Source organism: uncultured Sulfitobacter sp., assembly GCF_964021855.1.
Lineage (GTDB): Bacteria > Pseudomonadota > Alphaproteobacteria > Rhodobacterales > Rhodobacteraceae > Sulfitobacter.
The window spans coordinates 122,411-145,224 of sequence record NZ_CAXHZD010000004.1; the positions used below are offsets into that span (position 1 = coordinate 122,411).

Annotated in this window: 18 protein-coding genes; 11 read left to right on the forward strand and 7 right to left on the reverse strand. The window is 59.1% G+C overall.

All coding sequences use genetic code 11. The annotated features are described in order from the left end of the window. Nucleotides 1–20 precede the first annotated feature (20 nt). Entirely contained in the window at nt 21–2,273 is a 2,253-nt protein-coding gene (locus tag AADJ11_RS13995) for a PAS domain-containing sensor histidine kinase (protein ID WP_341235140.1), read from the forward strand. Next, nucleotides 2,266–3,678 (forward strand): sigma-54 dependent transcriptional regulator, encoded by a 1,413-nt coding sequence (locus AADJ11_RS14000; RefSeq protein WP_341235141.1) that lies wholly within the window; start codon nt 2,266–2,268, stop codon nt 3,676–3,678. Before AADJ11_RS13995 ends, AADJ11_RS14000 begins: the two co-directional genes overlap by 8 nt. Here the strand turns inward: AADJ11_RS14000 and AADJ11_RS14005 are convergent. Further along, nucleotides 3,675–4,145: a hypothetical protein gene (locus tag AADJ11_RS14005; RefSeq protein WP_341235142.1), complete on the reverse strand. Its 471-nt coding sequence runs from the start codon at nt 4,143–4,145 to the stop codon at nt 3,675–3,677. The two genes, AADJ11_RS14000 and AADJ11_RS14005, sit on opposite strands and share 4 nt — an antisense overlap. Before the next feature lie 140 nt (nt 4,146–4,285). Between AADJ11_RS14005 and trkA the strand changes: the two genes are divergently transcribed. From trkA to AADJ11_RS14030, 5 genes are all read left to right on the forward strand, one after another. Continuing rightward, nucleotides 4,286–5,662, forward strand: a complete 1,377-nt coding sequence (gene trkA / locus AADJ11_RS14010) for a Trk system potassium transporter TrkA (protein ID WP_341235143.1) — start codon at nt 4,286–4,288, stop codon at nt 5,660–5,662. A 22-nt stretch (nt 5,663–5,684) separates the two neighbouring features. Beyond that, entirely contained in the window at nt 5,685–7,223 is a 1,539-nt protein-coding gene (locus tag AADJ11_RS14015; RefSeq protein WP_341235144.1) for a potassium transporter TrkG, read from the forward strand. A 140-nt stretch (nt 7,224–7,363) separates the two neighbouring features. Then, a complete protein-coding gene (hfq, locus tag AADJ11_RS14020) occupies nt 7,364–7,603 on the forward strand; it encodes an RNA chaperone Hfq (protein ID WP_093915014.1) in 240 nt (79 codons plus the stop codon). Then, a complete protein-coding gene (gene hflX / locus AADJ11_RS14025; RefSeq protein ID WP_341235145.1) occupies nt 7,600–8,898 on the forward strand; it encodes a GTPase HflX in 1,299 nt (432 codons plus the stop codon). Before hfq ends, hflX begins: the two co-directional genes overlap by 4 nt. A 109-nt stretch (nt 8,899–9,007) precedes the next feature. Next, nucleotides 9,008–9,409, forward strand: coding sequence for a DUF2177 family protein (locus tag AADJ11_RS14030; RefSeq protein ID WP_341235146.1), 402 nt, complete (start codon nt 9,008–9,010; stop codon nt 9,407–9,409). A 70-nt stretch (nt 9,410–9,479) separates the two neighbouring features. Here the strand turns inward: AADJ11_RS14030 and AADJ11_RS14035 are convergent, their stop codons facing one another. Further along, a complete protein-coding gene (locus AADJ11_RS14035) occupies nt 9,480–10,043 on the reverse strand; it encodes a pseudouridine synthase (RefSeq protein ID WP_341235147.1) in 564 nt (187 codons plus the stop codon). After that, the gene (locus AADJ11_RS14040) at nt 10,040–12,511 is read right to left on the reverse strand and encodes a penicillin acylase family protein (protein WP_341235148.1); all 2,472 of its coding nucleotides are present in this window, start codon (nt 12,509–12,511) and stop codon (nt 10,040–10,042) included. Before AADJ11_RS14040 ends, AADJ11_RS14035 begins: the two co-directional genes overlap by 4 nt. Before the next feature lie 55 nt (nt 12,512–12,566). Here AADJ11_RS14040 and AADJ11_RS14045 point away from each other — a divergent pair, with 55 nt between their 5' ends. Beyond that, nucleotides 12,567–13,484, forward strand: coding sequence for an NAD(P)-dependent oxidoreductase (locus AADJ11_RS14045; protein WP_341235149.1), 918 nt, complete (start codon nt 12,567–12,569; stop codon nt 13,482–13,484). 43 nt (nt 13,485–13,527) lie between these two features. On the opposite strand, the gene AADJ11_RS14050 is transcribed toward AADJ11_RS14045, so the two are convergent. Continuing rightward, nucleotides 13,528–14,094 carry a YSC84-related protein gene (locus AADJ11_RS14050; RefSeq protein ID WP_341235150.1) on the reverse strand — a complete coding sequence of 189 codons (567 nt, stop codon included), beginning with the start codon at nt 14,092–14,094 and terminating at the stop codon, nt 13,528–13,530. Nucleotides 14,095–14,229: 135 nt separating this feature from the next. Beyond that, a complete protein-coding gene (hemB, locus tag AADJ11_RS14055; protein ID WP_341235151.1) occupies nt 14,230–15,234 on the reverse strand; it encodes a porphobilinogen synthase in 1,005 nt (334 codons plus the stop codon). Nucleotides 15,235–15,384: 150 nt separating this feature from the next. Between hemB and AADJ11_RS14060 the strand changes: the two genes are divergently transcribed. Both AADJ11_RS14060 and mfd read left to right on the forward strand, forming a co-directional pair. Further along, nucleotides 15,385–15,912: a component of SufBCD complex gene (locus AADJ11_RS14060; RefSeq protein WP_341235519.1), complete on the forward strand. Its 528-nt coding sequence runs from the start codon at nt 15,385–15,387 to the stop codon at nt 15,910–15,912. Nucleotides 15,913–15,943: 31 nt separating this feature from the next. Continuing rightward, nucleotides 15,944–19,426, forward strand: a complete 3,483-nt coding sequence (mfd, locus tag AADJ11_RS14065; RefSeq protein WP_341235152.1) for a transcription-repair coupling factor — start codon at nt 15,944–15,946, stop codon at nt 19,424–19,426. A 46-nt stretch (nt 19,427–19,472) separates the two neighbouring features. On the opposite strand, the gene AADJ11_RS14070 is transcribed toward mfd, so the two are convergent. Continuing rightward, on the reverse strand, nt 19,473–20,342 hold the full coding sequence (locus AADJ11_RS14070) for a tellurite resistance TerB family protein (RefSeq protein ID WP_341235153.1): 870 nt from the start codon (nt 20,340–20,342) through the stop codon (nt 19,473–19,475). 140 nt (nt 20,343–20,482) lie between these two features. Between AADJ11_RS14070 and AADJ11_RS14075 the strand changes: the two genes are divergently transcribed. Further along, on the forward strand, nt 20,483–21,373 hold the full coding sequence (locus AADJ11_RS14075; protein ID WP_341235154.1) for a DMT family transporter: 891 nt from the start codon (nt 20,483–20,485) through the stop codon (nt 21,371–21,373). On the opposite strand, the gene AADJ11_RS14080 is transcribed toward AADJ11_RS14075, so the two are convergent. Beyond that, nucleotides 21,370–22,782 carry a YdiU family protein gene (locus AADJ11_RS14080; RefSeq protein ID WP_341235155.1) on the reverse strand — a complete coding sequence of 471 codons (1,413 nt, stop codon included), beginning with the start codon at nt 22,780–22,782 and terminating at the stop codon, nt 21,370–21,372. The genes AADJ11_RS14075 and AADJ11_RS14080 overlap by 4 nt on opposite strands. Nucleotides 22,783–22,814: the final 32 nt, after the last annotated feature.

The window sequence follows — 22,814 nt, forward strand, 5'->3', positions numbered from 1 at the left end:
ATCATCGGTGAGGATTGCGGGTGCTAACCCGGTCACGCAGTTATTATCTGTTACGTCTTGAGCGACTGCGCCGGGTTCGGCGGTATCGCAACTTGGCGACCCTTGGGCTTGTGGCCTTGGGGCCTGTCTTGGCGATCATCACCTATCTGGTGTTGGGGCCATTGGGGCAGGGCAGCAATACGCCCAGCTTGCGGCTGATCCTACTGACCGACCTCGTCTATATCCTGTTGGTCGCCGCCCTCGTTTTCATTCAAGTCGCCCGATTGATTGCCGCGCGCCGCGCGAAATCAGCAGGGTCACGGCTTCACCTGCGGCTGACCGGTGTGTTCGCGCTTATGGCGCTTATTCCCACCGTCAGTGTTGCAGTTTTCGCGGGGCTTACGATCAATGTCGGGCTTGAGGGATGGTTTTCCGACCGTGTGCGCGGTGTGGTCGGCAACTCGCTAGCTGCCGCGCAGGCCTACGAATCCGAACAGCGCGATGATCTGATCGAAGATGCGCTGACGCTGGCCCGTGGGATCGACCGTGCCCGCGATCAAAATTTGCCGCTGGCTGACTCTCAATTATTGGCCGAGGGGCAGTTGCAAATTCAGCGCGGCCTGCGCGAGGCGTATTTGATCGATGGCACCGCGCAAATCAGGACCCGTGGCGATCGGTCGTATTTGTTCAACTACGAGGCACCGGACGCGGCACAGTTGAGAAGCGCCCAAGAGAACAACGGCCAACCTTTGGTGATCGAGGATTGGCCCAACAATGAATTTCGCGCGCTTGTCGCCCTCGATTCCTATCTGGACCGGTTTTTATACATCAGCCGCGATGTTGACGGTGAAATCCTGTCTTTGCTGGACGATACCAAAGAAACGGTACGCCTGTATCAGCAGTTGGAAAACGACCGTGGCAAGTTGCTGTTTGAGTTCGGCCTTCTTTACGTCGGCTTTGCGCTGATCCTTATTTTGGCGGCGGTCTGGCTGGGCCTATGGTTTGCCGAACGGCTGTCCGGCCCCGTGGGGCGGCTTACCGGTGCGGCGCAACAGGTCGGTGCGGGCGATCTTGAGGTGCAGGTGCGCGAGGCATCGGGCGACGATGAAATCGCCATGTTGGGCCGATATTTTAACCAGATGACCAAGCAACTGAAGGCGCAGCGCGAGGCGCTGTTGGACAACACCCGCCAGATCGAACGCCGGCGCAGGCTGTTTGATTCCGTGCTTAGCTCGGTCACGTCGGGGGTTGTTGGTCTGGACCCTGAAGGGCGGGTGGCCTTTGTGAATAAATCGGCCATGCGGCTGCTGGATTGGGCGGAAGACCAGCAATCGCTGGCGATCTCAGTCGCTGTCCCCGAGTTCGGGCCGCTCTTCGATACCGTGGTTTCCGGTCAGGGCGAGGTTGCTCAAGGCGAGGTCAAAGTATCGCGTCACGGCAATATGGAGAACCTGTTGGTTCGCGTCGCCACCCGGCGCAGCGAAGATGGTCGCCTTGAAGGCTATGTTGTTGCCTTCGACGATGTCACCGATCTGGTCAGTGCGCAGCGCATGGCGGCGTGGGGCGACGTGGCCCGCCGCATTGCCCACGAGATCAAGAACCCGCTAACCCCGATCCAGCTTAGCGCTGAACGCATCCAACGCAAATTTGCCCGCAAGCTGCCCGACGATGCCGCAGCACTTGAGCAGATGACGGGCGTGATTATCCGCCAGACGGGTGATTTGCGCCGCATCGTGGATGAATTCTCAAAGTTCGCGCGGATGCCAGAGCCTGAAACATCGGAGCAGGATATCGGCCAACTGGTGCGCGATGCCGTGGTCCTACAGCAAAGCGGCCAGCCCGATGTGACCATTCACGCCACGTTACCTGACGGCCCCGTTCTGGCGCAGGTGGATGCAACCATGCTGTCGCAGGCCTTAACCAACCTGATTAAGAACGCAGGCGAAGCTATTGAAAGTTTGGTAAAAAGCGGCGCGCCTGACGGTTTCGAACGACGTATCGAGGTTTCGTTAACCGTCCAAAAAACCACGCTGCAAATTTCAATCGCGGACAACGGCATCGGGTTGCCAGAAGACCGCGCGCGGCTATTTGAACCCTATGTAACCACCCGCAGCGAAGGAACAGGCCTCGGCTTGCCGATCGTGAAAAAGATAATCGAAGAACATGGCGGAACCTTGGTGCTGGAAAACGCACCTGTGTTCGACGGCCAATCCCATTTCGGTGCCATGGCAATCATTACATTGCCGCTGGCACCCTCCCTAAAGACAACCGCATTGGAGACCCAAGATGAGTGACATCCTGATCGTGGACGATGAACGCGATATTCGCGAACTGATTTCTGACATTCTCGAAGACGAAGGTTTTGCCACACGTCTGGCCGGTAACTCAGACGAAGCGGTGGCCGCCATTAACGCAGAACCACCCGCGCTGATGATCTTGGACATATGGCTCAAAGACAGCCAGATGGACGGGATTGATATCCTCAAGGCGGTGAAACGGGACAACCCCGATGTGCCGGTCGTGATTATTTCGGGCCATGGGAACATCGAAATCGCGGTCGCCGCGATCAAGCAGGGTGCGTATGATTTCATTGAAAAGCCGTTCAATATTGATCAGTTGCTGGTGGTGATCCGGCGCGCGATGGAAACATCCCGTTTGCGCCGCGAGAACCTGTCGCTGAAACGTCGTGATGTAACGAATGCCGATATGATCGGATCATCGACGGCGTTCAAAATGCTGATGGCGCAGTTGGATAAGGTCACCAAATCCAATGGCCGCGTGATGCTGCGCGGGCCTGCGGGATCGGGCAAGGAAATCGCCGCGCGCTATATCCACAATAACTCCGCCCGTGCATCCGCCCCCTTTGTGACCGTCAATTGTGCCAGCGTCGCGCCCGAGCGGATGGAAGAAGTGCTGTTCGGTACTGAAAGCGCCGACCGCGGGGTTGAGCCCGGCTTGCTGGAACAGGCCCACGGTGGCGTGATCTTTTTTGACGAGGTCGCGGATCTGCCGCTTGGCACCCAATCAAAAATCCTGCGTGTGTTGGTTGACCAGCAATTCACCCGCGTTGGTGGCCATGACAAGGTGCGTGTCGATCTGCGCGTGGTGTCCAGCACGAACAAGGATCTTGATGCCGCGATCAAGGCCGAAACATTCCGCGAGGAACTGTATCACCGCCTGAACGTCGTGCCGATTTCCGTCCCGTCGCTGGAAGACCGCCGCGAGGATATTCCCGTGCTTGCCGAGCATTTCATTGCCGAGTTTAACAGCAGCCAAGGGCTGCCGCTGCGCAAGTTTTCCGACGATGCCGTGGCCTTGCTGCAAACCATGATCTGGCCGGGCAACGTGCGTCAGTTGAAAAACCTTGTCGAACGGGTGCTGATCCTTGGCGATGGCACCGGCCCAATCGAGGCACGTGAACTGCCGGGCGAGGATGACAACGCCGACGAAGACGGCCGCGTTGTGCTGTCAGGTGCCTTGGCCACCTTGCCGCTGCGCGAGGCCCGCGAGGCGTTCGAGCGTGAATATTTGCTGACGCAGATCAACCGTTTTGGCGGCAACATCAGCCGCACCGCCAATTTCGTCGGCATGGAACGGTCTGCGTTGCACCGCAAGCTCAAAAGCTTGGGCGTGGTGACATCGGCGAAATCCGGCACCCGCATCGCCCATGTAGACGAGGATGCCGAAGCCGACAGTTAACCCCGTGTAACGATCTGAAAACTGCCATCGTCGTTGCGGATCACGCAGGATTTGTCATTCAGCGGGGGCAGGGTGGTTGTGGCCCGTTGTGGGGCCGCTTGGGCCACGGCACTGGGGCAGGCGGGGATCGACACCGGCACAAAGCCTTGATCGGCCATGCATTGTGACTCTACCCGGTTGCGAAGATCAACATTGGGATCGACGGTATAGACCGCACCCGGCTCATAATACCCCGGCAAAACGCGGCACCGGCCCGCGCTGTTGCATATCTCGCGCGGCGGGATAAAGCGGGGCGGCGCGCGGCGGATTTGGGTTGAAACCGGTACCTTGGCCAGCGCTTCGACCTCGCAGGCGGTGGTCTGGCGCTGCACGGCTGTAATATCGGCACCGGGTTTGTAATAGGTTTTCAGCGGTGCGCAGGCCCCAAGGCCGATCATCACCGCCACAGTCATTGTCACATGTTTCATCGCACCGCTCCCATTTTGCCGTTATCCTCATGTAGACATTTGAATTGACCCTTGCAAAGCCATCTGTCATTCAAATCAGCGATCAAGCGGGTGGTTTCCGCCTTGCCCCGTCATCAGGCGCAACACCAAAGGAACCTTTCATGAAAGTGATTATTTGCGGTGCAGGTCAGGTCGGCTGGCAAATTGCGCGCCACTTGTCGGGCGAACGCAACGATGTGACCATCGTGGACAGCAACGCCGATCTGGTACGCCGTGCCACGGATACGCTGGATGTTCAGGGCATTGCAGGCTTTGCCAGCTATCCCGATGTGTTGGACCGTGCAGGCGCGCGCGACGCGGAAATGATCATCGCCGCCACCCATTCGGACGAGGTGAATATGGTCACCTGTCAGGTGGCCCATTCGGTTTTCGGTATCAACCGCAAGATCGCCCGTTTGCGCAGCCAATCCTATCTGACCGCGATTTATTCCGACCTTTACCGCCGCGATCACATGCCCATCGATGTGGTGATCAGCCCGGAAAAGGAAGTCGCCGCTGCTGCCCTTCAGCGTCTTTCGGCACCGGCTGCGTTTGACACGGAAACCTTTATGGATGGCATGGCCCATCTGATCGGTATCCAGATCGAAGAGGGCTGCCCGGTCATTAACACCCCCCTGCGCCAGCTGTCTGATCTGTTCTCGACCCTGCGCGCGGTTGTCGTGGGTGTGCGCCGTGATGGCACGCTGTTCGCCCCCGAAAGCAAGGACCAGCTGTTTGTGGGCGATGCCTGCTATGTCTTTACCCACCGCGATGACATCCCGCGCACCCTTGATATTTTTGGCAAGAAAACCAGCAAGCTGGAGCGTGTTGTGTTGGTGGGTGGCGGCAATGTTGGTCTGGCCGTCGCGCAAAACCTTGAAAGCAAGGGAAAGCGCGTCCGCACCAAGATGATCGAGAAAAACCGTGCCATCGCCGAACGCGCCGCCGAGGCGTTGGAACGCACGATTGTTCTAAATGGCGACGGTCTGGATGCGGCCCTGCTGGCCGAGGCGGGGATCAACCGCGCCGATGCGATGATGGCCATCACCGACGATGACAAAACCAATATGCTGGCCTGTGTGCGCGCCAAGGCCGAAGGCTGCCCCTTTGTCATTGCCTTGATCAACGATCCGACCTTGGTCCCCTTGATGCAACCGCTGGGCATTGACGCCTATATCAACCCGCGGGCGACGACCGTTAGCTCGATCCTGCGCCATATCCGCCATGGCCGTGTGCGGTCCGTCTATTCCATCGGCGATGCAGAGGCAGAAGTGATCGAGGCCGAAGTGCTGTCAACGTCACCGCTGGCTGGCAAACGCATTACCGACATTGATTTCCCCGAAGGGGTGCTGGTCGGCATGGTCCAAAAGGGCGATCAGGTGATCCGCCCCTTGGGCAGCACCCGCATTGACGAAGGCGATGTGATCGCTGTTTTCTGTCTGGCCAAAGACGTGCCGCAGGTCGAACAGTTGATGCAGGTATCGATCGACTTTTTCTGATGTCACATCGGGATGCCCCATCATGAGACGCAAAAGCTATATTCGCCGGGAAATCCTTGATCTACCGCTGTTTTTGCTGATTTTTGGCGTCTTTAGCGCCTCGATGATCATTCCTGCGTTCTTTGCGGTGGTCACGGATGATCTGCTCGCATCGCGGGCGTTTTTCTATTCCTGTCTGCTGGGTGTCGTCGTGTTCACCATGATCGCAATCGCCCATTCGGGCCGCAAGGCGCGGCACGGGTCGTTGGGGCCGCTGCTGTCGCTGTTTTCCAGCTTTGTGATCTTGCCCGCGATCCTTGCGATCCCGTTTCTTGAGGCCTTGCCGACCACGCGTTTTATAAACGCTTATTTCGATATGGTCAGTTCGATCACCACGACAGGGGCCAGCCTGTTTGACGATCCCGGACGGCTAAGCGACACGCTGCATCTGTGGCGCGCGCAGGTCGCGTGGATGGGTGGCTTGCTGATGTGGATCGCGGCCTCGGCCATTCTGGCACCCCTGCATCTTGGCGGGTTCGAGGTTACATCCCAAGCCGAACCCGGCAACCCAGATGACAGGCGCACCACGGCATCCGCACCGATCAACCCACGCTTGCGTTTGCTGCGTTCAGCAGCGGCGCTGGCACCTACCTATCTGGCGCTGACGCTGTTTTTATGGGTTTTGCTGCTGGCCAATGGGGATCGGTCGCTGGTGGCGCTGTGCCACGCCATGTCGGTCATGGCGACGTCGGGCATTTCGCCCTTGGGCGGCACCCATGATACTGGCGTCAGCTTTGGTGCCGAGGCAGTGATGATGCTGTTCATGCTGTTCTCGCTGTCGCGGCTGACCTTTTCCAAAGATACGGTCACAGCCACCCAAGGCGGCCTGCGCACCGACCCCGAATTTCGCATGGGTCTGGCGTTGATCATCGGGGTGCCGCTGATTCTATTTGCGCGGCATTTTTTGGGGGCTTTTGACGTGTCTGCCAGCGGCGAGGCCTATGAAAGCGGCAGCGCGCTGTGGGGCGCGATTTTTACCGTCACATCATTTTTGACGACCACGGGGTTTGTCAGTTCGTCTTGGGCCGAGGCGCAAAGCTGGTCCGGGCTGGAAACGCCGGGGCTGATCCTGATGGGGCTGGCGTTGATCGGGGGCGGGGTGGCCACCACCGCAGGTGGCGTGAAATTACTGCGGGTGTTTGCGCTTTACCGCAACGGCGCGCGGGAACTCGAACGGCTGGTGCATCCGCATTCGGTGTCGGGGGCAGGGACCACGGGCAGACGCCTGCAAAGCAACGGGGCCTTTATCGCATGGATCTTTTTCATGCTATTTGCCCTGTCACTGGCTGCTGTCACGCTGCTTCTGACCTTTGTCGGGGCCCCGTTCGAGGATGCGCTGGTGATGTCTGTTGCCAGCCTGTCCACCACCGGACCGTTGATCGAATTCGCCGCAGACGCGCCCATTTCCCTGATCGAACTGGGGGATCCGGCCAAGATAATCCTGATCGGTGCCATGGTGCTGGGACGGCTGGAAACCCTTGCCATCATCGCCTTGCTGACCCCAGACCTGTGGCGTGCGTGACACGAATTACCATCTGCCGTACTGTGCTGTGTGACATTTGGGGTGGAAACTCCTGACCGGCATCTACATACTCATTCTAAATCGGAGCTCGGTCCGCGAGCATCAGCAAGAAAAACAGCAAGAATAAAGGCGAGACCATTATGGCGTCTGACAGACAAAACCTTCAGGACGCATTCCTGAACCATGTGCGCAAAACCAAAGTTCCAGTAACGATCTTTTTGATCAACGGTGTGAAACTGCAAGGTGTGATCACCTGGTTTGACAACTTTTGTGTGCTTTTGCGCAGGGATGGCCAGTCGCAGCTCGTGTATAAGCACGCGATCTCGACCATAATGCCAAGCCAGCCAATCTCGCTTTACGAGGGTGAAGACGCGAATTGACGCGCCCTCCCTTCCAGATCGACGACACAGCAGGCCCGAAAGTAACCCGGGCTTGGGTGCTGCACCCTGACATTAAAACCGACAACAACCGCCGAATCGCGGAACCGGCCTTGGCCGAAGCTGTCGCCTTGGCCGAAGCGCTTCCTCATTTGGAAGTCGTGGGGGAAGAGGTTGTTATCCTGCGCACCGTGAACGCGGGTATGATGTTCGGGTCCGGCAAGATCGAAGAATTAAAGCGCCGCATGGAGGACGCCGAGGTCGATCTGGTCTTGGTCGACGGGCATGTGACGCCGGTCCAGCAACGCAACCTTGAAAAAGCATGGGGCGTGAAGCTGCTGGATCGCACCGGGTTGATCCTTGAAATTTTCAGCGACCGCGCCGCCACCCGCGAAGGTGTGTTGCAGGTTGAAATGGCCGCGCTGAACTATCAGCGCACGCGGCTGGTGCGCGCTTGGACCCACCTTGAACGCCAGCGTGGCGGATTGGGGTTTGTTGGCGGTCCCGGCGAAACCCAGATTGAATCGGACAGACGCGCCATTGACGAACAATTGGTGCGCTTGCGCCGCCAGTTGGACAAGGTAGTGAAAACCCGCGCGCTGCACCGTGCCGCCCGCGCCAAGGTGCCGTTCCCGATTGTCGCCTTGGTTGGCTATACCAACGCCGGAAAATCGACCCTTTTCAACCGGTTGACCGGTGCGGATGTGATGGCGAAAGACATGCTGTTTGCCACGCTTGACCCGACCATGCGCAGCCTTGTGCTGCCCGACGGACCCGAGATTATTCTAAGCGACACGGTTGGATTTATCTCTGACCTGCCGACCGAGCTGGTTGCCGCGTTTCGTGCAACCCTCGAAGAGGTGCTGGCCGCCGACATCATCTGCCACGTGCGCGATATTTCCCATGCCGAGACCGAAGAGCAGGCCCAGAATGTCCGCGATATTCTGGCGTCTTTGGGGGTGCCCAAGGAAACCCGCAGCTTTGAGATTTGGAACAAGATCGACCTGCTTAGCCCGGACCGCGCCGATGCCGTGCGCGCCCGTGCGGCCCGCGACGAAAACGTCTTGGCAATCTCGTCATTGACGGGCGAAGGGCTGGAGGAATTCCAGTCGGTGATCGCAGAGGCCCTGCAAGGGGCTGTGCGTGAGGCTGATCTGGTGCTTGGGTTTGCGGAAGGTAAAAAGCGGGCCTGGCTCTTTGCTCAAGAGGTGGTTTTGGACGAAGAGCAGACCGAGGAGGGTTTTGCCCTCAAGGTCCGCTGGTCGGCCGAGCAAGAAGCCCAGTTTCAGCGGCTGTAGCTGGCCGCTGCGCTCGCAATAAAATTTTTTCGAAAAATTTTGGCCGGAAAATTCGAATTTTCCGCTGCGCGGTTCATATGGTAGTCTGCATCACGGCGGGAGGGCCCTTATGACGCTGATCATTCTATACGTGCTGACCTTCGCGGTTTTTCTGGGCTTGGATGTTCTGGGGCTGACCTATTTGGTCAAACCCGTCTTTTCGCGCTACATTGACCCGCTGTTGCTGGATCGGTTTCGCATGATACCGGCCTTGGCCTTTTATGCGTTCTACATCGCCGTGTTGTTGTATTTCGTATCCTGGCCCGCGGTTCTGCAGGACAAGAGCTTGCTTTGGGTCTTTGCAAACGCGGCGCTTATTGGCGCGTTGGGCTATGGCACCTATGAATTTACCAATCTTGCGACGCTCAAAGACTGGACGCCGCAGATGGTCGCCACTGATTATTCATGGGGCGTGGTGTTGACGGGTGTTTCGGCAACTGTTGGGGTTTGGGTGACGCGGGTGTTTGTCTGAACTGCGGAGTGATTTGGGGGGCCAGCCCCCCGGCCTTTGGCCGCCCCCCGGGATTTTCGTCCATTTGGAATTAGCGGCCTGTTTCTGAAGAGAAGCGCCATGTGCCCGGTTGCATGTTGTTGAGCTGCCAGTCGCCGACTTGGGCGCGGATGAGGCGCAGCGTCGGTAGGCCCACATGAGCAGTCATCCGGCGGACTTGGCGGTTGCGGCCTTCGGTAATGGTGATGGAGAGCCATGCATCGGGCACTGATTTGCGAAACCGTACGGGTGGGTCGCGGTCCCACAGCGCTGCGGGCGTGTCGATCTGGCTGACTTTGGCGGGGGCGGTTTTGCCGTCTTTGAGGGTAACGCCGCTGCGCAGTGCATTCAGGGCCGCGTCATCGGGGGTCCCTTCGACCTGAACCCAGTAGGTTTTCGCCAGCTTGTATTTCGGGTGTGATATCCGGGCTTGGAGTGGACCGCTGTCGGTAAGCACCATCAAGCCTTCGCTGTCGCGGTCAAGGCGGCCAGCGGGGTAGAAACCCTTTTCGTCAATATAGGCAGACAGGGTTGGGCGCGGGGATCCTTCGGTGCCTTTGTCGGTGAATTGCGACAGCACCCCGAAGGGTTTGTTGAACAGGATCACGCGGTTCATGGCTGTGCCGGGATCAGTTTGGTCACGCCCACGGATGCGGCGCGGGCCAGATCCTCGTCCAGCGACATGGGGATATATTCGCCGCGTCGCCACAGCTGGGCGAGGTTGTCATAGTAGCGTGACAGGAAATGCCCGGACTGGCCGGTTGAGGTGATAAACACCGACGAATCCGGATCTGCGAAATCATAGACGCCCCTGTATCCGGCACCATGCACGTTAAAGAAGGGATCGGGGCTGGTGCCCTTAGTCCGGCCGCGCAGCAGGGTGTTATCGCCGCCCGAGGTCGATTGGCGGATGTTGACGAAGTAGCGCAGGATAGGCACCTCGCCCAGCGTCGGATGGTCATGGGTGGCTTGGTGCGCATCGCCCCACCGCAGGGATTCAAGCTGGCTGCCCCAAGTTTCGTTGATCCAGATCAGCGCGTCATCCAAGGCGAGCCGCGCCATGTCAGGACAGGTTTCAACAGGTGCCGATTGCAGCACGTCGCACCAGACAGCGGCACCATCGACATCGCGGAACACCCGTTCGATGAACAGCGGCTCGACATGGTCGAACTCCTCCGCCAGCGGGCCAAGCTCGTCCTGGATCAGTCGGTCCTGCAGGGCGCGCAGCCACGCGGCATAGATCAGCGGTTCGGGCAGATGTTCGTTCATTTCGCCTGACCAGCCCGCGAGCAAGATCAAAGCGCGTTCGCGTTGACGCGCGGCGGTGCCTTCGGCGGCGGCCTCTCCGGTGAACCACAGCTCGGCCCCGATCAGCGGCAGCAAGGTGCGCGCGGTAAAGCTGACCGTATCAAGCTGCGCTTCGATAAAGCTGTCGCGGGTGTGGACTTGGCGGCGTTGCATCAGGTTGCGCCAACGCTGAATGCGTTGCGTATCGCCCCATAGAAACGACACATGGTTGGGGAAGGGGCGGTCCAGCGTCTTGTTATTAGTGTTGCCCAGAATGCCGCCCAGCGGGGCCACAAATTCGGGGTTGGACGCATAGGGCAGCACCCCCTGCCAGCGGTTGGCGGCGTTCCAGCCAACGGTGGGCATGCGGCCCTGGCTTTGGTGGGCCGGATCGCGGGCGGGCAATGCACCGATGGTTTTCAACGCAATCGTGTCTGCGTCCACCAGCGTCAGGTTTTGCGACGGCGCAATGTAATCGGCGGTGGCGGCAAGGCCTGCTTCGACCGATTTTGCCTCCATCAATGCCATGGCGGCGGCGAGGGAGGTGTCGGCGGGGCTGAGGGCTGTCCAACTCACCGTGGCCACATGGCCGGGCGGAGTGATGGCGGCAAGGTTGTAGTGTCTGCCGGGCAGCACGGGGCCGTTAACCGTCCACCGCAGGGTCAGGGTGATGGGATCGGCGTCCTTGACCGTGATAATCGACGCACGTTTGGCAAAGGGTTTGAACCCGTCCGGCGTGCGGTATTCTTCGGGGTTGTCTGGGTTCAGCTCTTCTACATAGACGTCTTGGTCATCGGCATAGGACGATGTGATGCCCCATCCCAAGGCGGCGGAGCGGCCGGTCAGCACCACGGGAAGGCCCGGAATGGTGCCGCCGATCACGCCGCCCGATTGCAGTTCCAATCGCGCCAGATACCAGATGCTGGGCGCGGTAAAGCCAAGATGCGGATCATTGGCAATCAGCGTCCCGCCGGATGCAGACCGATCGCGCGCCGCAGCCCATGCGTTGGACGCCCCGGCAAGGTCAAAGGGTTTGAAAGGCGACAGCGGATTGGGATCAAGGGGGGTGTTTTCGGCGAATTGCGGCAGCCCGCCGGGAACAAGGGCAGCGTATTCCGGCAGGGCGGCGATGCCGCTGCCCGGTGCATCAGGTAAAATATCCAGCAGACGTTTCTGATCGGGCAGGGCAAGCGACGTGCGCGCGCGCTTCACCTCGGCATCCAGATGGCCAGAGAGCTGCAGCGACATCAGTTTCAACATCGCCACCGAATCTGCCGGGCGCCACGGGGCGACAGGCACATCAAACATCAGCATTTCAGGCGCGCCACGGCCCAATGCTTCGGTATTGATCTGGTCAAGACGGGCGTTCACGCCTGCGGAATACGCCTCGAGCGCGGCGCGGGTTTTGGGGTCAAGGGTGTCAACGGACCTAACGGCAAGGGGATATAGATCAAGCCGGCGCAACAGGCGGTCAATGTCGATTGTCGCAGGGCCGAACACCTCAGACAGGCGGCCCTGAACGGTGCGGCGCATGGTGATCATTTGCCACAGACGGTCCTGCGCATGGGCAAAACCAAGGCCGTAGAACACGTCCTGATCATTCTGACCAAAGATGTGCGGGACATTGGCATTATCGCGCACGATCTCGACCTCGGCACGCAGATTTGGCACCACGACCGTGTCGTCATATTCAGGCAAAGACCGCGACGCGAGCCAGTAAATGCCGACGACCGCGACCACCGTTAAGACAATCAACAAGGTGGCCAGACGCATAAGCCACTTAAATACCACTGCCATTGGGTGCTCCTGAATAAACCCCTCAGTTGATTGACCAAACTCTGTGGGCTGTTAGATGTTATACCAGCCAATAGCGCAACTAATAGATAAGGAAAAGACGATGGCAAAACTCGCATTTCTGGGACTGGGAGTGATGGGCGGGCCGATGGCCGGACATCTACAGAAAGCCGGCCACACGGTCACCGTATATAACCGCACAACAGAGAAAGCCCGCCAATGGACGGAAACCTATGGCGGCGACATGGCGCAAACCCCGCGTGAAGCGGCGCAGGGGGCCGATATCGTATTTTCCTGCGTGGGCAATGATGATGATCTGCGGTCTGTCTGCGTGGGCGACGACGGGGCCTTTGCGGGCATGGCCGAGGGGACGATTTTTGTCGATCACACAACCGTTTCCGCCGCAGTGACCCGCGAGCTGTATGACGCTGCAAATGCGGCGCAAATCAGCTTTGTCGACGCGCCGATTTCGGGCGGGCAGGCAGGGGCGGAAAACGGCCAACTGTCGATCATGTGTGGCGGCGATGCGGGCGCGTTTGACCGCGCTTTGCCGATCATGGAGATTTATTCCAAGATTTGCCGCCGTTTGGGCGACAGTGGTGCCGGCCAGATGACCAAGATGTGCAACCAGATTGCGATTGCCGGTTTGGTTCAGGGCCTGTCAGAGGCGCTGCATTTCGCACAGAAAGCCGGGCTTGATGGTCGCGACGTGGTCGAGGTGATCAGCCAAGGCGCCGCAGGCAGCTGGCAGATGTCCAACCGGTTCGAGACAATGCTGGACGATGAATTCAACCACGGTTTCGCGGTCGACTGGATGCGCAAGGATCTGGGTATTTGTCTGGATACCGCAGACGAGATTCAGGCAAGCCTGCCTGTGACCGCGCTGGTCGATCAGTTCTATAAAGATGTGCAGAAACTGGGCGGTGGCCGTTGGGACACCTCAAGCCTGATCAAACGTTTGAACGCCGTCGGCTAAACCAAAAGCGCGGCCCGCAAATGCTGCGGGCCGCGCTTTTCGCTTATGGAATGATCCGCGTGTATTTGCTGCCTTCAAGCGTGGCACCGATGCGCAGACCGGCGCGGCCAAAGACAGCCGCCAGAACCGGCGAAAGCGATGTGGTCGTATCCGCGTTGACGCTGTCGCCGACATTATCAATCACATATTCAACGTTCGCACCTGCCGCCCAACCGGGGGAGCGGCGGAAATTGTTCAGCGCGTCTTCGGTCATGAAAAACAGAACATGCGCATATTGCTGCGCGCCGATTTGCAAACCGCCTGTCGCCTTGGTCATCGAATAATAATCAACCGAGATGTTGTTGACCCGCAGCGCGCCGCGCCCGTAACCGCCGCCCAGGCCCAAGCCTGCCTCGGTTACCAATGGCATGATCAGCATACCGTTTGATTTCGCGGCCAGCTGTTGGGTGTTCGGGAACTGGCGGTACATTTCTTGCAAGGTTGCATCGACGCGTGCATCGATCTGACCGCTGCCGCGGCTGCCAACCCCATTGCCACATGCCGCGACGGCCCCTGCAGTTGCCAACGCGCCCAACGCAAACGCGCGGCGCGAAATAGAAGAATTGCTCATTTTAATATGCCTGTAATTGCCTGTGCCGGTTTGTCCCGACTTATGCGCGACCTTATGCCGAAAAATCGATGCTGTCACCTTTTTAGGCCACGAATCGGCGGTGAACTGCCTTTGCTACGCGGTTTTTGCGCTGATTTAGCGCCCGCGCGCCATCAAACGGGCCACATCCGGCGCGAAATAGGTTAACACACCGTCACAGCCCGCGCGTTTGAAGCCCATCAGGCTTTCCATCATCACGCGCTCTTCGTCGATCCAGCCGTTTTGGCCGGCGGCCTTGATCATGCTGTATTCGCCGGACACCTGATAGGCAAAAGTCGGCGCGCCAAAGGTGGTTTTGACGCGGTGGCAAATATCCAAATAGGGCTGGCCGGGTTTGACCATCACCATATCCGCCCCCTCGCGCAGATCGCGCTCAATCAGACGCAGGGCCTCGTCGCTGTTGGCGTAATCCATCTGATAGGTCTTTTTGTCGCCTGTCAGCGCGCCTGATGCGCCAACCGCATCGCGAAACGGCCCGTAATAGGCAGAGGCGTATTTGGCAGAATAGCTCATGATCATAACATCGCTATGGCCCGCATTTTCCAGACCTGCGCGAATGGCCGCCACGCGCCCGTCCATCATGTCAGACGGTCCGATGATGTTCGCGCCCGCCTCGGCTTGGGCCAGTGACATCTTTACCAACGCCTCGACCGTGCGGTCATTGACGATGATCCCGTCTTCCACAAAGCCGTCATGGCCGTTGATATTATAGGTATCCAGCGCCACATCCGTCATGATCACCATTTCTGGCACCGCGGCGCGGATCGCCCGAATGGCACGGTTCGCATTGTTCTGCGGGTCCCACGCGCCGGCGCAATCCTCTGTCCTGTCCTCGATCCCCGTATAGGGAAAGATGCACATCGCACCGATACCCAGATCAGCCGCCTCGCGCGCGGCCTCGACCACTTTGTCCACACTGCGGCGGAACACGCCGGGCATAGATGGAACAGGTTCCTCGATCCCTTCGCCGGATCGGACGAATACAGGCCAGATCAGATCCCCCAGCTCCAGCGTGTTTTCACGCACCAACGCACGGATGCCAGCAGATTGACGGGTGCGGCGCAGTCGTGTCGCGGGATAGGCGGCTTGTTGGGGTCTCATGCAAAATACCTTAGATGTTTCATCACAAGGCTTTGCATTTATTTTTGCACGGCTCAAGGCTAGGAATTAGGGGCAAGCGCCGCTATGAGGGCATAAGCGCGGTAAGAATTGCCGCAGATGGCTAATTTTAAGATCAAAGACAGGCGTTCCTTGGACTTGTACCAGACAATCTTAGAAGTGATCGACATGCGGTCGTTCTCAAACCTCTGGTACTGGATCGTGTTGGCCGTCGTTTGGTCATCGGCAAGCCACTGGGTCTTGGGCGTTCCTTATGATCTGGTCCTGCGTGCGCGCCGCTACGGAGAGCAAACCCAGGTCGATCTGGAAGACCTGGTCCGCATCAATGTGAATCGTACCCTTTATATCGCGCAAGTGTCGGGCATATTGATCTTGGCCTTTGTCAGTTTTGTTCTGACGGTGCTGTTTATATTGGCCATGTTTTACAACGTCGAATTTGCCCAAGCGGTGCTGTTTCTGGCGTTTCCCTTGTCGATCATCGCCATGCTGAATGTGTCAACCGCCCAGCAGATATTCGAAGAATCCGCCAAAGGCGAACTGCTCTACAAGCGGCTTTCGCGCCATCGGCTCTATACGCAGATCATCGGGATCATCTCGATTTTTGTCACCTCGATCTGGGGCATGTATCAAAACCTCTATGTTGGTCCGTTCGGCGGTTGACAAACCGGCACCAAGGAACAACTGACACTTCATGTCGAATTCCACACAAATAACGCTGTCCGGCGTGCCCGAGGGCTTTGATGCCCGCGCCTTGCTGGACGAGCTGACCAAAAACAAGCGCCCCGTGATCCATGTGGCGCGCGATGACAAACGCATGGCGGCGATGCAGGCGGCCTGCCGCTTCTTTGCGCCCGATGTACCGGTAATCACCTTTCCGGGGTGGGATTGTCTGCCCTATGACCGCGTGTCGCCCAATGCCGATATTTCGGCGCAGCGCATGGCGACGCTGGCGGGGTTGGTGCATGGGATGCCCGACCAGTTCATTCTGCTGACAACGCTTAACGCGGCGACCCAGCGTGTGCCCGCACGCGCCGTGCTGCGCGATGCCGCGTTTTCCGCCCGTGTGGGCGACCGCATTGACGAGGCCGCATTGCGGAATTTTCTGGTGCGTATGGGGTTTGTGCAAAGCCCGACGGTGACCGAACCCGGTGATTATGCGATCCGGGGCGGGATTATCGACATTTACCCGCCGGGCGATCTGGGCCCTGTGCGGTTGGATCTGTTTGGCGACACATTGGATGGCGCGCGCCGCTTTGATCCGCTGACCCAACGCACCACAGAAAAGCTTGATCTGGTCGAACTCGCCCCGGTGAGCGAGGTTATTCTGGACGAGGCGGCGATCACCCGTTTCCGCCAGAACTACCGTATCGAATTCGGGGCCGCGGGCACCGACGATCCGCTCTACGAGGCGATCAGCGCGGGGCGCAAACACCAAGGTGCCGAACATTGGATGTCGTTCTTTCACGAAAAGCTGGAAACCATCTTTGACTATCTGCCCAAGGCCACCGTGACGCTGGACGACCAAGTCACTGCGCAGCGCCTGTCGCGGTGGGACAGCATCGCCGACCAATATGAAACGCGCCGATTGGCTATGGCGAACCGGTCCAAGATGGACAGCGTATATAAACCCGCGCCGCCCGAAGGGCTGTACCTGACCGATACCGCTTGGGAACAGGCGTTGATCGGCAAGCGGGTGATCCAGTTCAAACCCTTGCCGCAGCCCACAGGCCCCAATGTTCTGGACGCTGGCGGGCGTATCGGGCGTGATTTCGCACCGGAACGCCAGCAGGAATCCATTAGCCTTTTCGGTGCCTTAGCGACCCATCTTAAGGTGAAACTGAACGAAGGCCCCGTTGTTATCGCCAGCTATTCCGAAGGCGCGCGCGAGCGGCTGACCGGATTGATCGAAGACGAAGGCATGGGCGAAACCATCGCCATTCCCAATGGTACACGTATCGGCAAACGTGGCCTGTATCAGGCGGTGTGGGCGCTGGAGCATGGGTTCGAGGCACCTTTAACCAGCGATGGGCAAAAGCTGACCGTTATCTCCGAACAGGATATCTTGGGCGACCGCCTGATCCGCGGCCCCAAACGCAAACGCCGTGCTGAAAACTTCCTGACCGAAACACAATCCCTGACGCCCGGCGATCTGGTCGTGCACGTGGACCACGGCATCGGCCGCTATCTGGGCATGGAAGTCATCACCGCCGCTGGCGCTGCCCATGAATGCCTGCTGCTGGAATATGCCGAAAATTCAAAGCTATACCTACCGGTCGAGAACATCGAACTGCTGTCGAAATACGGCCATGACGAGGGTCTGCTGGACAAGCTGGGCGGCGGGGCGTGGCAGTCGAAAAAAGCCAAGCTCAAGGAACGTATCCGCGAGATGGCGGATAAACTGATCCGTATCGCCGCCGAACGCGCCCTGCGCCGCGCGCCGGTCATGGATCCGCCTCCGGGCATGTGGGACGCGTTTTCCGCGCGCTTCCCCTATACCGAAACCGACGATCAGATGTCGGCGATCAACGATGTGATCGACGATCTGACCAGCGGCAAACCGATGGACCGTCTGATTTGCGGCGATGTCGGATTTGGCAAGACCGAAGTCGCCATGCGCGCCGCATTCGTGGCGGCCATGTCGGGCCTTCAAGTCGCGGTGATTGCCCCGACGACGTTGCTGGCGCGCCAGCACTATAAATCCTTTGCCGAACGGTTCCGGGGCTTCCCGCTTGAGGTGCGTCAACTGTCGCGCTTCGTATCTGCAAAAGACGCAAACACCACCCGCGAGGGGATTACCAAAGGCACCGTAGACGTCGTTATCGGCACCCATGCCTTGCTGGCAAAATCGATCAAATTCAACAACCTAGGTCTGCTGATCATCGACGAAGAACAGCATTTCGGCGTCGGCCACAAAGAACGCCTGAAAGCGATGCGCACCGATATTCACGTCCTAACCCTGACCGCGACGCCGATCCCACGGACCTTGCAGCTAAGCCTGACGGGCGTGCGCGATCTGTCGATCATCGGCACACCGCCCGTCGACCGTCTGGCGATCCGCACCTATGTCAGCGAATTCGACAGCGTCACCCTGCGCGAGGCCTTGCTGCGCGAACATTATCGCGGGGGGCAGTCCTTTTATGTCGTGCCGCGCATTTCGGACCTGCCCGAGATCGAAGCGTTCCTGAAGGAACAGCTGCCCGAACTGACCTATCTGGTCGCCCATGGCCAGATGGCGGCGGGCGAGCTCGATGATCGTATGAACGCATTCTATGACGGCAAATACGACATCCTACTGGCCACGACGATTGTTGAATCCGGTCTGGATATTCCAACCGCCAACACAATGATCGTGCACCGCGCCGATATGTTCGGTCTGGCGCAACTTTATCAAATTCGCGGACGTGTGGGCCGGTCAAAGACCCGCGCCTATGCCTATCTGACCACCAAACCGCGCGCCAAACTGACGGCGACTGCCGAAAAGCGTCTGCGCGTGTTGGGCAGTCTGGACACGCTGGGGGCAGGGTTCACGCTGGCCTCGCAGGATCTGGACATTCGCGGCGCGGGCAACCTGCTTGGCGAAGAACAATCCGGCCAGATGCGCGACGTCGGGTTCGAACTGTACCAATCCATGCTGGAAGACGCGATTGCCAAGATCAAGGCGGGCGAGTTGGAAGGCGTGATCGACGACGATGGCCAATGGGCGCCGCAGATCAATCTGGGCGTGCCTGTGCTGATCCCCGAAACCTATGTGCCCGACCTTGACGTGCGCCTGGGTCTGTACCGCCGCCTGTCGAGCCTGACCACCAAGGTCGAACTTGAAGGCTTTGCCGCCGAGATGATCGACCGCTTTGGCAAGCTGCCGCGCGAGGTGAACACGCTGATCCTCGTGATCCGTATCAAGGCGATGTGCAAACGGGCAGGGATCGCCAAGCTGGACGGCGGTCCAAAAGGTGTGACGATCCAGTTCCACAACGATAAATTCGCCTCGCCCGAGGGGCTGGTGACCTTTATCCAAGACCAACGTGGATTGGCCAAGGTCAAAGACAACAAGATCGTCGTGAAGCGCGATTGGGCGACGGATACGGACAAGATCAAAGGCGCCTTTGCCATTGCCCGCGATCTGGCCGAACATGTTATCGCCAAGGAAAAGCAGGCCAAAAAAGCAAAAGCCTGAGCCGTTTGAGGCCCAGGCTTTCACGCTGTCATTCAGACGGTCGGCATCAGGTGTATAGCGACGGCACACCCATTTGTTCGTGAATGTCATTCACCGCCGCAGGTTTCATCCCGTATCCCTTGGCAAGCTGGTGCAGATATTGCGCCTCGTCTTGGGTGTCCAGATCAATGGCCAGCAGGGACATCGCGTAAACCTGCGCTCCCATGCCCTCGGGCGTCTGCGCAACCAAGCCATCGACATCGACCGGCGCGTCCATGCGGGCGTTTACAAACGCCGCTTCCTCGGCATCCACATCGCCAAGATGGCTGAGCAGTTTTTCACGCTCTGCCTGATCAAAGGTGCCATCGGATTTCGCCGCTTGGATCATCGCGGCGATCATCAGAGCGGCCAACACCTCTTGGTCTTGGGACGGCTGGATCGCAGGGGTCGGGTTCGCATCAAACTGCGAATTCAACACCGCGCCAAAATCTGCTTCTTCGCGTTCGGGCTTGCCGCTGGTTGACCCGCCAAGGCCAGCCATCAAGCCGCCAGCGCCCGCAGCACCAGCCAAACCGCCCAGCAATCCACCCAGACCGCCACCCGACGCGCTGGCCCCGCCAGCGCCGCCCAACTGGTTCAACAAACCACCCAAGCCGCCAGAGGCACCAGCGCCGCCGCCAAGCTGGTTGAGCAAGCCGCCCAAGCCGCCAGCCGATCCGGCACTGCCGCCCATCAGGCCGCCCAGCATATCCTGCAAGCTGCCTGCCGATGATCCGGCACCACCTGACGACCCGCCAGTCAAACCACCCAGCAAGCCGCCAAGCCCGCCGGCGCTGCCCGCATTGGTGCTGCTGCCGCTTTTCTTCATCATCGCGCTGGCACCTTTGGCCACAGCGACGCCGATGGCCACTTTGGCCAGTGTTTTCATCAAGCTCATTTCGGTGACTTCCCCGTTTGTAAATTATGCACGGAGTGTGTTGTAAAACTGCGACGGACACAACCAGATAGCGATCAACCCCAAGTCGTTCGGCGTTTTATTGCGATTGACAACATGCCCGTAACGCGGGTCTGTGAGGCATGGAACGTAAAACTCAAATTGACATGTTTGGCGCGCTGGCGCTGATCGCCTTTGCGCTGAACCTTGCCTTTAATCAAGTCGTAATCAAAGTCACGAACGGGGGCTTTAATCCAGTGTTCGCGGCGGGCCTGCGGTCGCTGGGGGCGATTGTTATCCTGACGATCTGGATGAAGGCGCGCGGGGTCAGCTTTTCCTTTCCAAGGCCGACATGGGGCTGGGCCGTGGTGTCGGGATTGCTGTTCACGTTTGAATTTACATGCCTTTTCATCGCGTTAGACACGACAACTGTCAGCCGCGCGTCGGTGATATTCTATTCCATGCCGGTATGGCTGACGATTGCCGTCAATTTCCTGCTGCCCGATGAACGACTGACCAAGCTCAAGATCATTGGCCTTACGCTCGCCATGGCGGGCGTTGCTGTGGCGCTAAGCGAGCGCAGCGGTGGGCATGTCAGTTGGATGGGCGACCTGCTGGCCTTGGCCGCAGCGCTGTGTTGGGCGGGCATTGCGCTGTTGGTGCGGGTGACCCCGCTGGAAAAGGTGCCGCCTGCGCAGCAGTTGATGTGCCAGGTTGCGATCTCGGGGCCCATTCTGGTGCTGATCGCCCCGCTGTTCGGTCCACTGATCCGCGACGTGCAGATGATCCATCTGGCCGGATTGGGCTTTCAGATCATCGCCGTTGCCAGCCTCGGCTTTCTGGCGTGGTTCTGGCTGATGTCGGTATATCCGGCCTCAACCGTCGCGTCCTTCAGCTTTCTGTCACCGGTGTTTTCAGTGATCTTGGGCTGGCTGCTGCTGTCCGAAGAGGTGGCCCTGTCGGTTTGGGCCGCGCTGATATTGGTCGCCCTCGGGATTTACCTGATCAACCGCAAACCGCGCGTGGCCCATTAGGTCCCGCAGAATGTCGCCGGTACGATTTCGCTGTCTGTCGGCGGGCGCTGCAGGTCTGTATCGGTGGTCTGATAGGGCGTTGCCAGCGCTTTCATCAAGCGTTCAAAAGGTGCCATATCGCCAGCGACAGCGGCTTGGATCATCTGTTCAATCCGGTGATTGCGCGGAATGATCACGGGGTTGGCGGCATTCATCACGGCCACCGGATCAGCCTCGGCCGCGATCCGCGCCTGCCATCTGGCCTGCCATGCGGCAAAGGCGTCTTGGTCGAGGAACTGATCCTGCGGGGCATCGCCCGACAATGCGTGGAACGCGTTGGTAAAGTCGGCACCGTCTTGCTGCATCAGTGCCAGCAGATCATCGATCAGCGCCGCGTCACCGGCCACCGGATCAGCGATGCCAATTTTCGCACCAAAGCGTTTCAGCCAAGCCCCCTCGATCAGCGCGGGCATGGCGTGCACAATCTCGGTCGCCTCCGCGACGGAAGCGTCCGGATCATCCAACTGCTGGATCAGCGCGGTGGCAAGCTGCGCCATGTTCCACACCGCCATTTGCGGCTGGTTCGAGAACGCATAGCGGCCCTTACGGTCAATTGAACTGAACACCCGATTGGCATGAAACGCATCCATAAAGGCGCAAGGGCCATAATCAATCGTCTCGCCCGAGATCGAACAATTATCGGTATTCATCACGCCGTGAATGAACCCGACGGACATCCAAGCCGCGATCAGTTCGGCCTGCGCCGCGCAAACCGCGCGCAGCAACCCCATGGGGCCGTTGGCGTTCGGATAATGCCGCTGAATTGCGTATTCGGTAAGGGTGCGCAGGTTATCAACCTCGCCACGATGGGCAAAGACCTGAAAGGTGCCGACGCGCAGATGGCTGGCGGCAACGCGGGTCAGCACAGCGCCGGGCAGGGCGGTTTCGCGGTAGATGTCTTCGCCCGTGGCAACGGCGGCAAGGGCGCGGGTGGTGGGAATGCCAAGGGCATGCATCGCCTCGGACACCACATATTCGCGCAGCACAGGGCCCAGCCACGCACGCCCGTCACCGCCCCGCGAATAGGGCGTGGGGCCAGAGCCCTTAAGCTGGATATCGCGGCGGGTTCCAGTGCTGTCCACAACCTCGCCCAACAAAATCGCACGGCCATCGCCAAGCTGGGGGTTATAGTTGCCAAACTGGTGACCCGCATAAAGCTGCGCCAACGGGTCCGCGCCCTGCGGCAGTTCATTCCCGCCAAAGGTAAAGGCGAGATCCTCTTCCCCCGCATCGCCCAACCCGAGCGTTTTCGCCAAGTCAGCGTTAAAGGCCAACAGCTTGGGGTCGGCCACAGGAGTCGGGGTGATGCGGGTATAAAAGCCGGCCGGCAACGCGGCAAAACTGTTATCGAAGGGGGCGCTGAATGTCATGGTTTAGATATAGCCATCAAAAGCCGCTTTGC

What these genes read in the sequence shown, in the direction of transcription:
- AADJ11_RS14000 (WP_341235141.1), top strand. Translation starts at nt 2,266, where the DNA reads ATGAGTGACATCCTGATCGTGGACGATGAACGCGATATTCGCGAACTG.
- AADJ11_RS14005 (WP_341235142.1), bottom strand. Translation starts at nt 4,145, where the DNA reads ATGAAACATGTGACAATGACTGTGGCGGTGATGATCGGCCTTGGGGCC.
- trkA (WP_341235143.1), top strand. Translation starts at nt 4,286, where the DNA reads ATGAAAGTGATTATTTGCGGTGCAGGTCAGGTCGGCTGGCAAATTGCG.
- AADJ11_RS14015 (WP_341235144.1), top strand. Translation starts at nt 5,685, where the DNA reads ATGAGACGCAAAAGCTATATTCGCCGGGAAATCCTTGATCTACCGCTG.
- hfq (WP_093915014.1), top strand. Translation starts at nt 7,364, where the DNA reads ATGGCGTCTGACAGACAAAACCTTCAGGACGCATTCCTGAACCATGTG.
- AADJ11_RS14030 (WP_341235146.1), top strand. Translation starts at nt 9,008, where the DNA reads ATGACGCTGATCATTCTATACGTGCTGACCTTCGCGGTTTTTCTGGGC.
- AADJ11_RS14035 (WP_341235147.1), bottom strand. Translation starts at nt 10,043, where the DNA reads ATGAACCGCGTGATCCTGTTCAACAAACCCTTCGGGGTGCTGTCGCAA.
- AADJ11_RS14040 (WP_341235148.1), bottom strand. Translation starts at nt 12,511, where the DNA reads ATGGCAGTGGTATTTAAGTGGCTTATGCGTCTGGCCACCTTGTTGATT.
- AADJ11_RS14045 (WP_341235149.1), top strand. Translation starts at nt 12,567, where the DNA reads ATGTTATACCAGCCAATAGCGCAACTAATAGATAAGGAAAAGACGATG.
- AADJ11_RS14050 (WP_341235150.1), bottom strand. Translation starts at nt 14,094, where the DNA reads ATGAGCAATTCTTCTATTTCGCGCCGCGCGTTTGCGTTGGGCGCGTTG.
- hemB (WP_341235151.1), bottom strand. Translation starts at nt 15,234, where the DNA reads ATGAGACCCCAACAAGCCGCCTATCCCGCGACACGACTGCGCCGCACC.
- mfd (WP_341235152.1), top strand. Translation starts at nt 15,944, where the DNA reads ATGTCGAATTCCACACAAATAACGCTGTCCGGCGTGCCCGAGGGCTTT.
- AADJ11_RS14070 (WP_341235153.1), bottom strand. Translation starts at nt 20,342, where the DNA reads ATGAGCTTGATGAAAACACTGGCCAAAGTGGCCATCGGCGTCGCTGTG.
- AADJ11_RS14075 (WP_341235154.1), top strand. Translation starts at nt 20,483, where the DNA reads ATGGAACGTAAAACTCAAATTGACATGTTTGGCGCGCTGGCGCTGATC.
- AADJ11_RS14080 (WP_341235155.1), bottom strand. Translation starts at nt 22,782, where the DNA reads ATGACATTCAGCGCCCCCTTCGATAACAGTTTTGCCGCGTTGCCGGCC.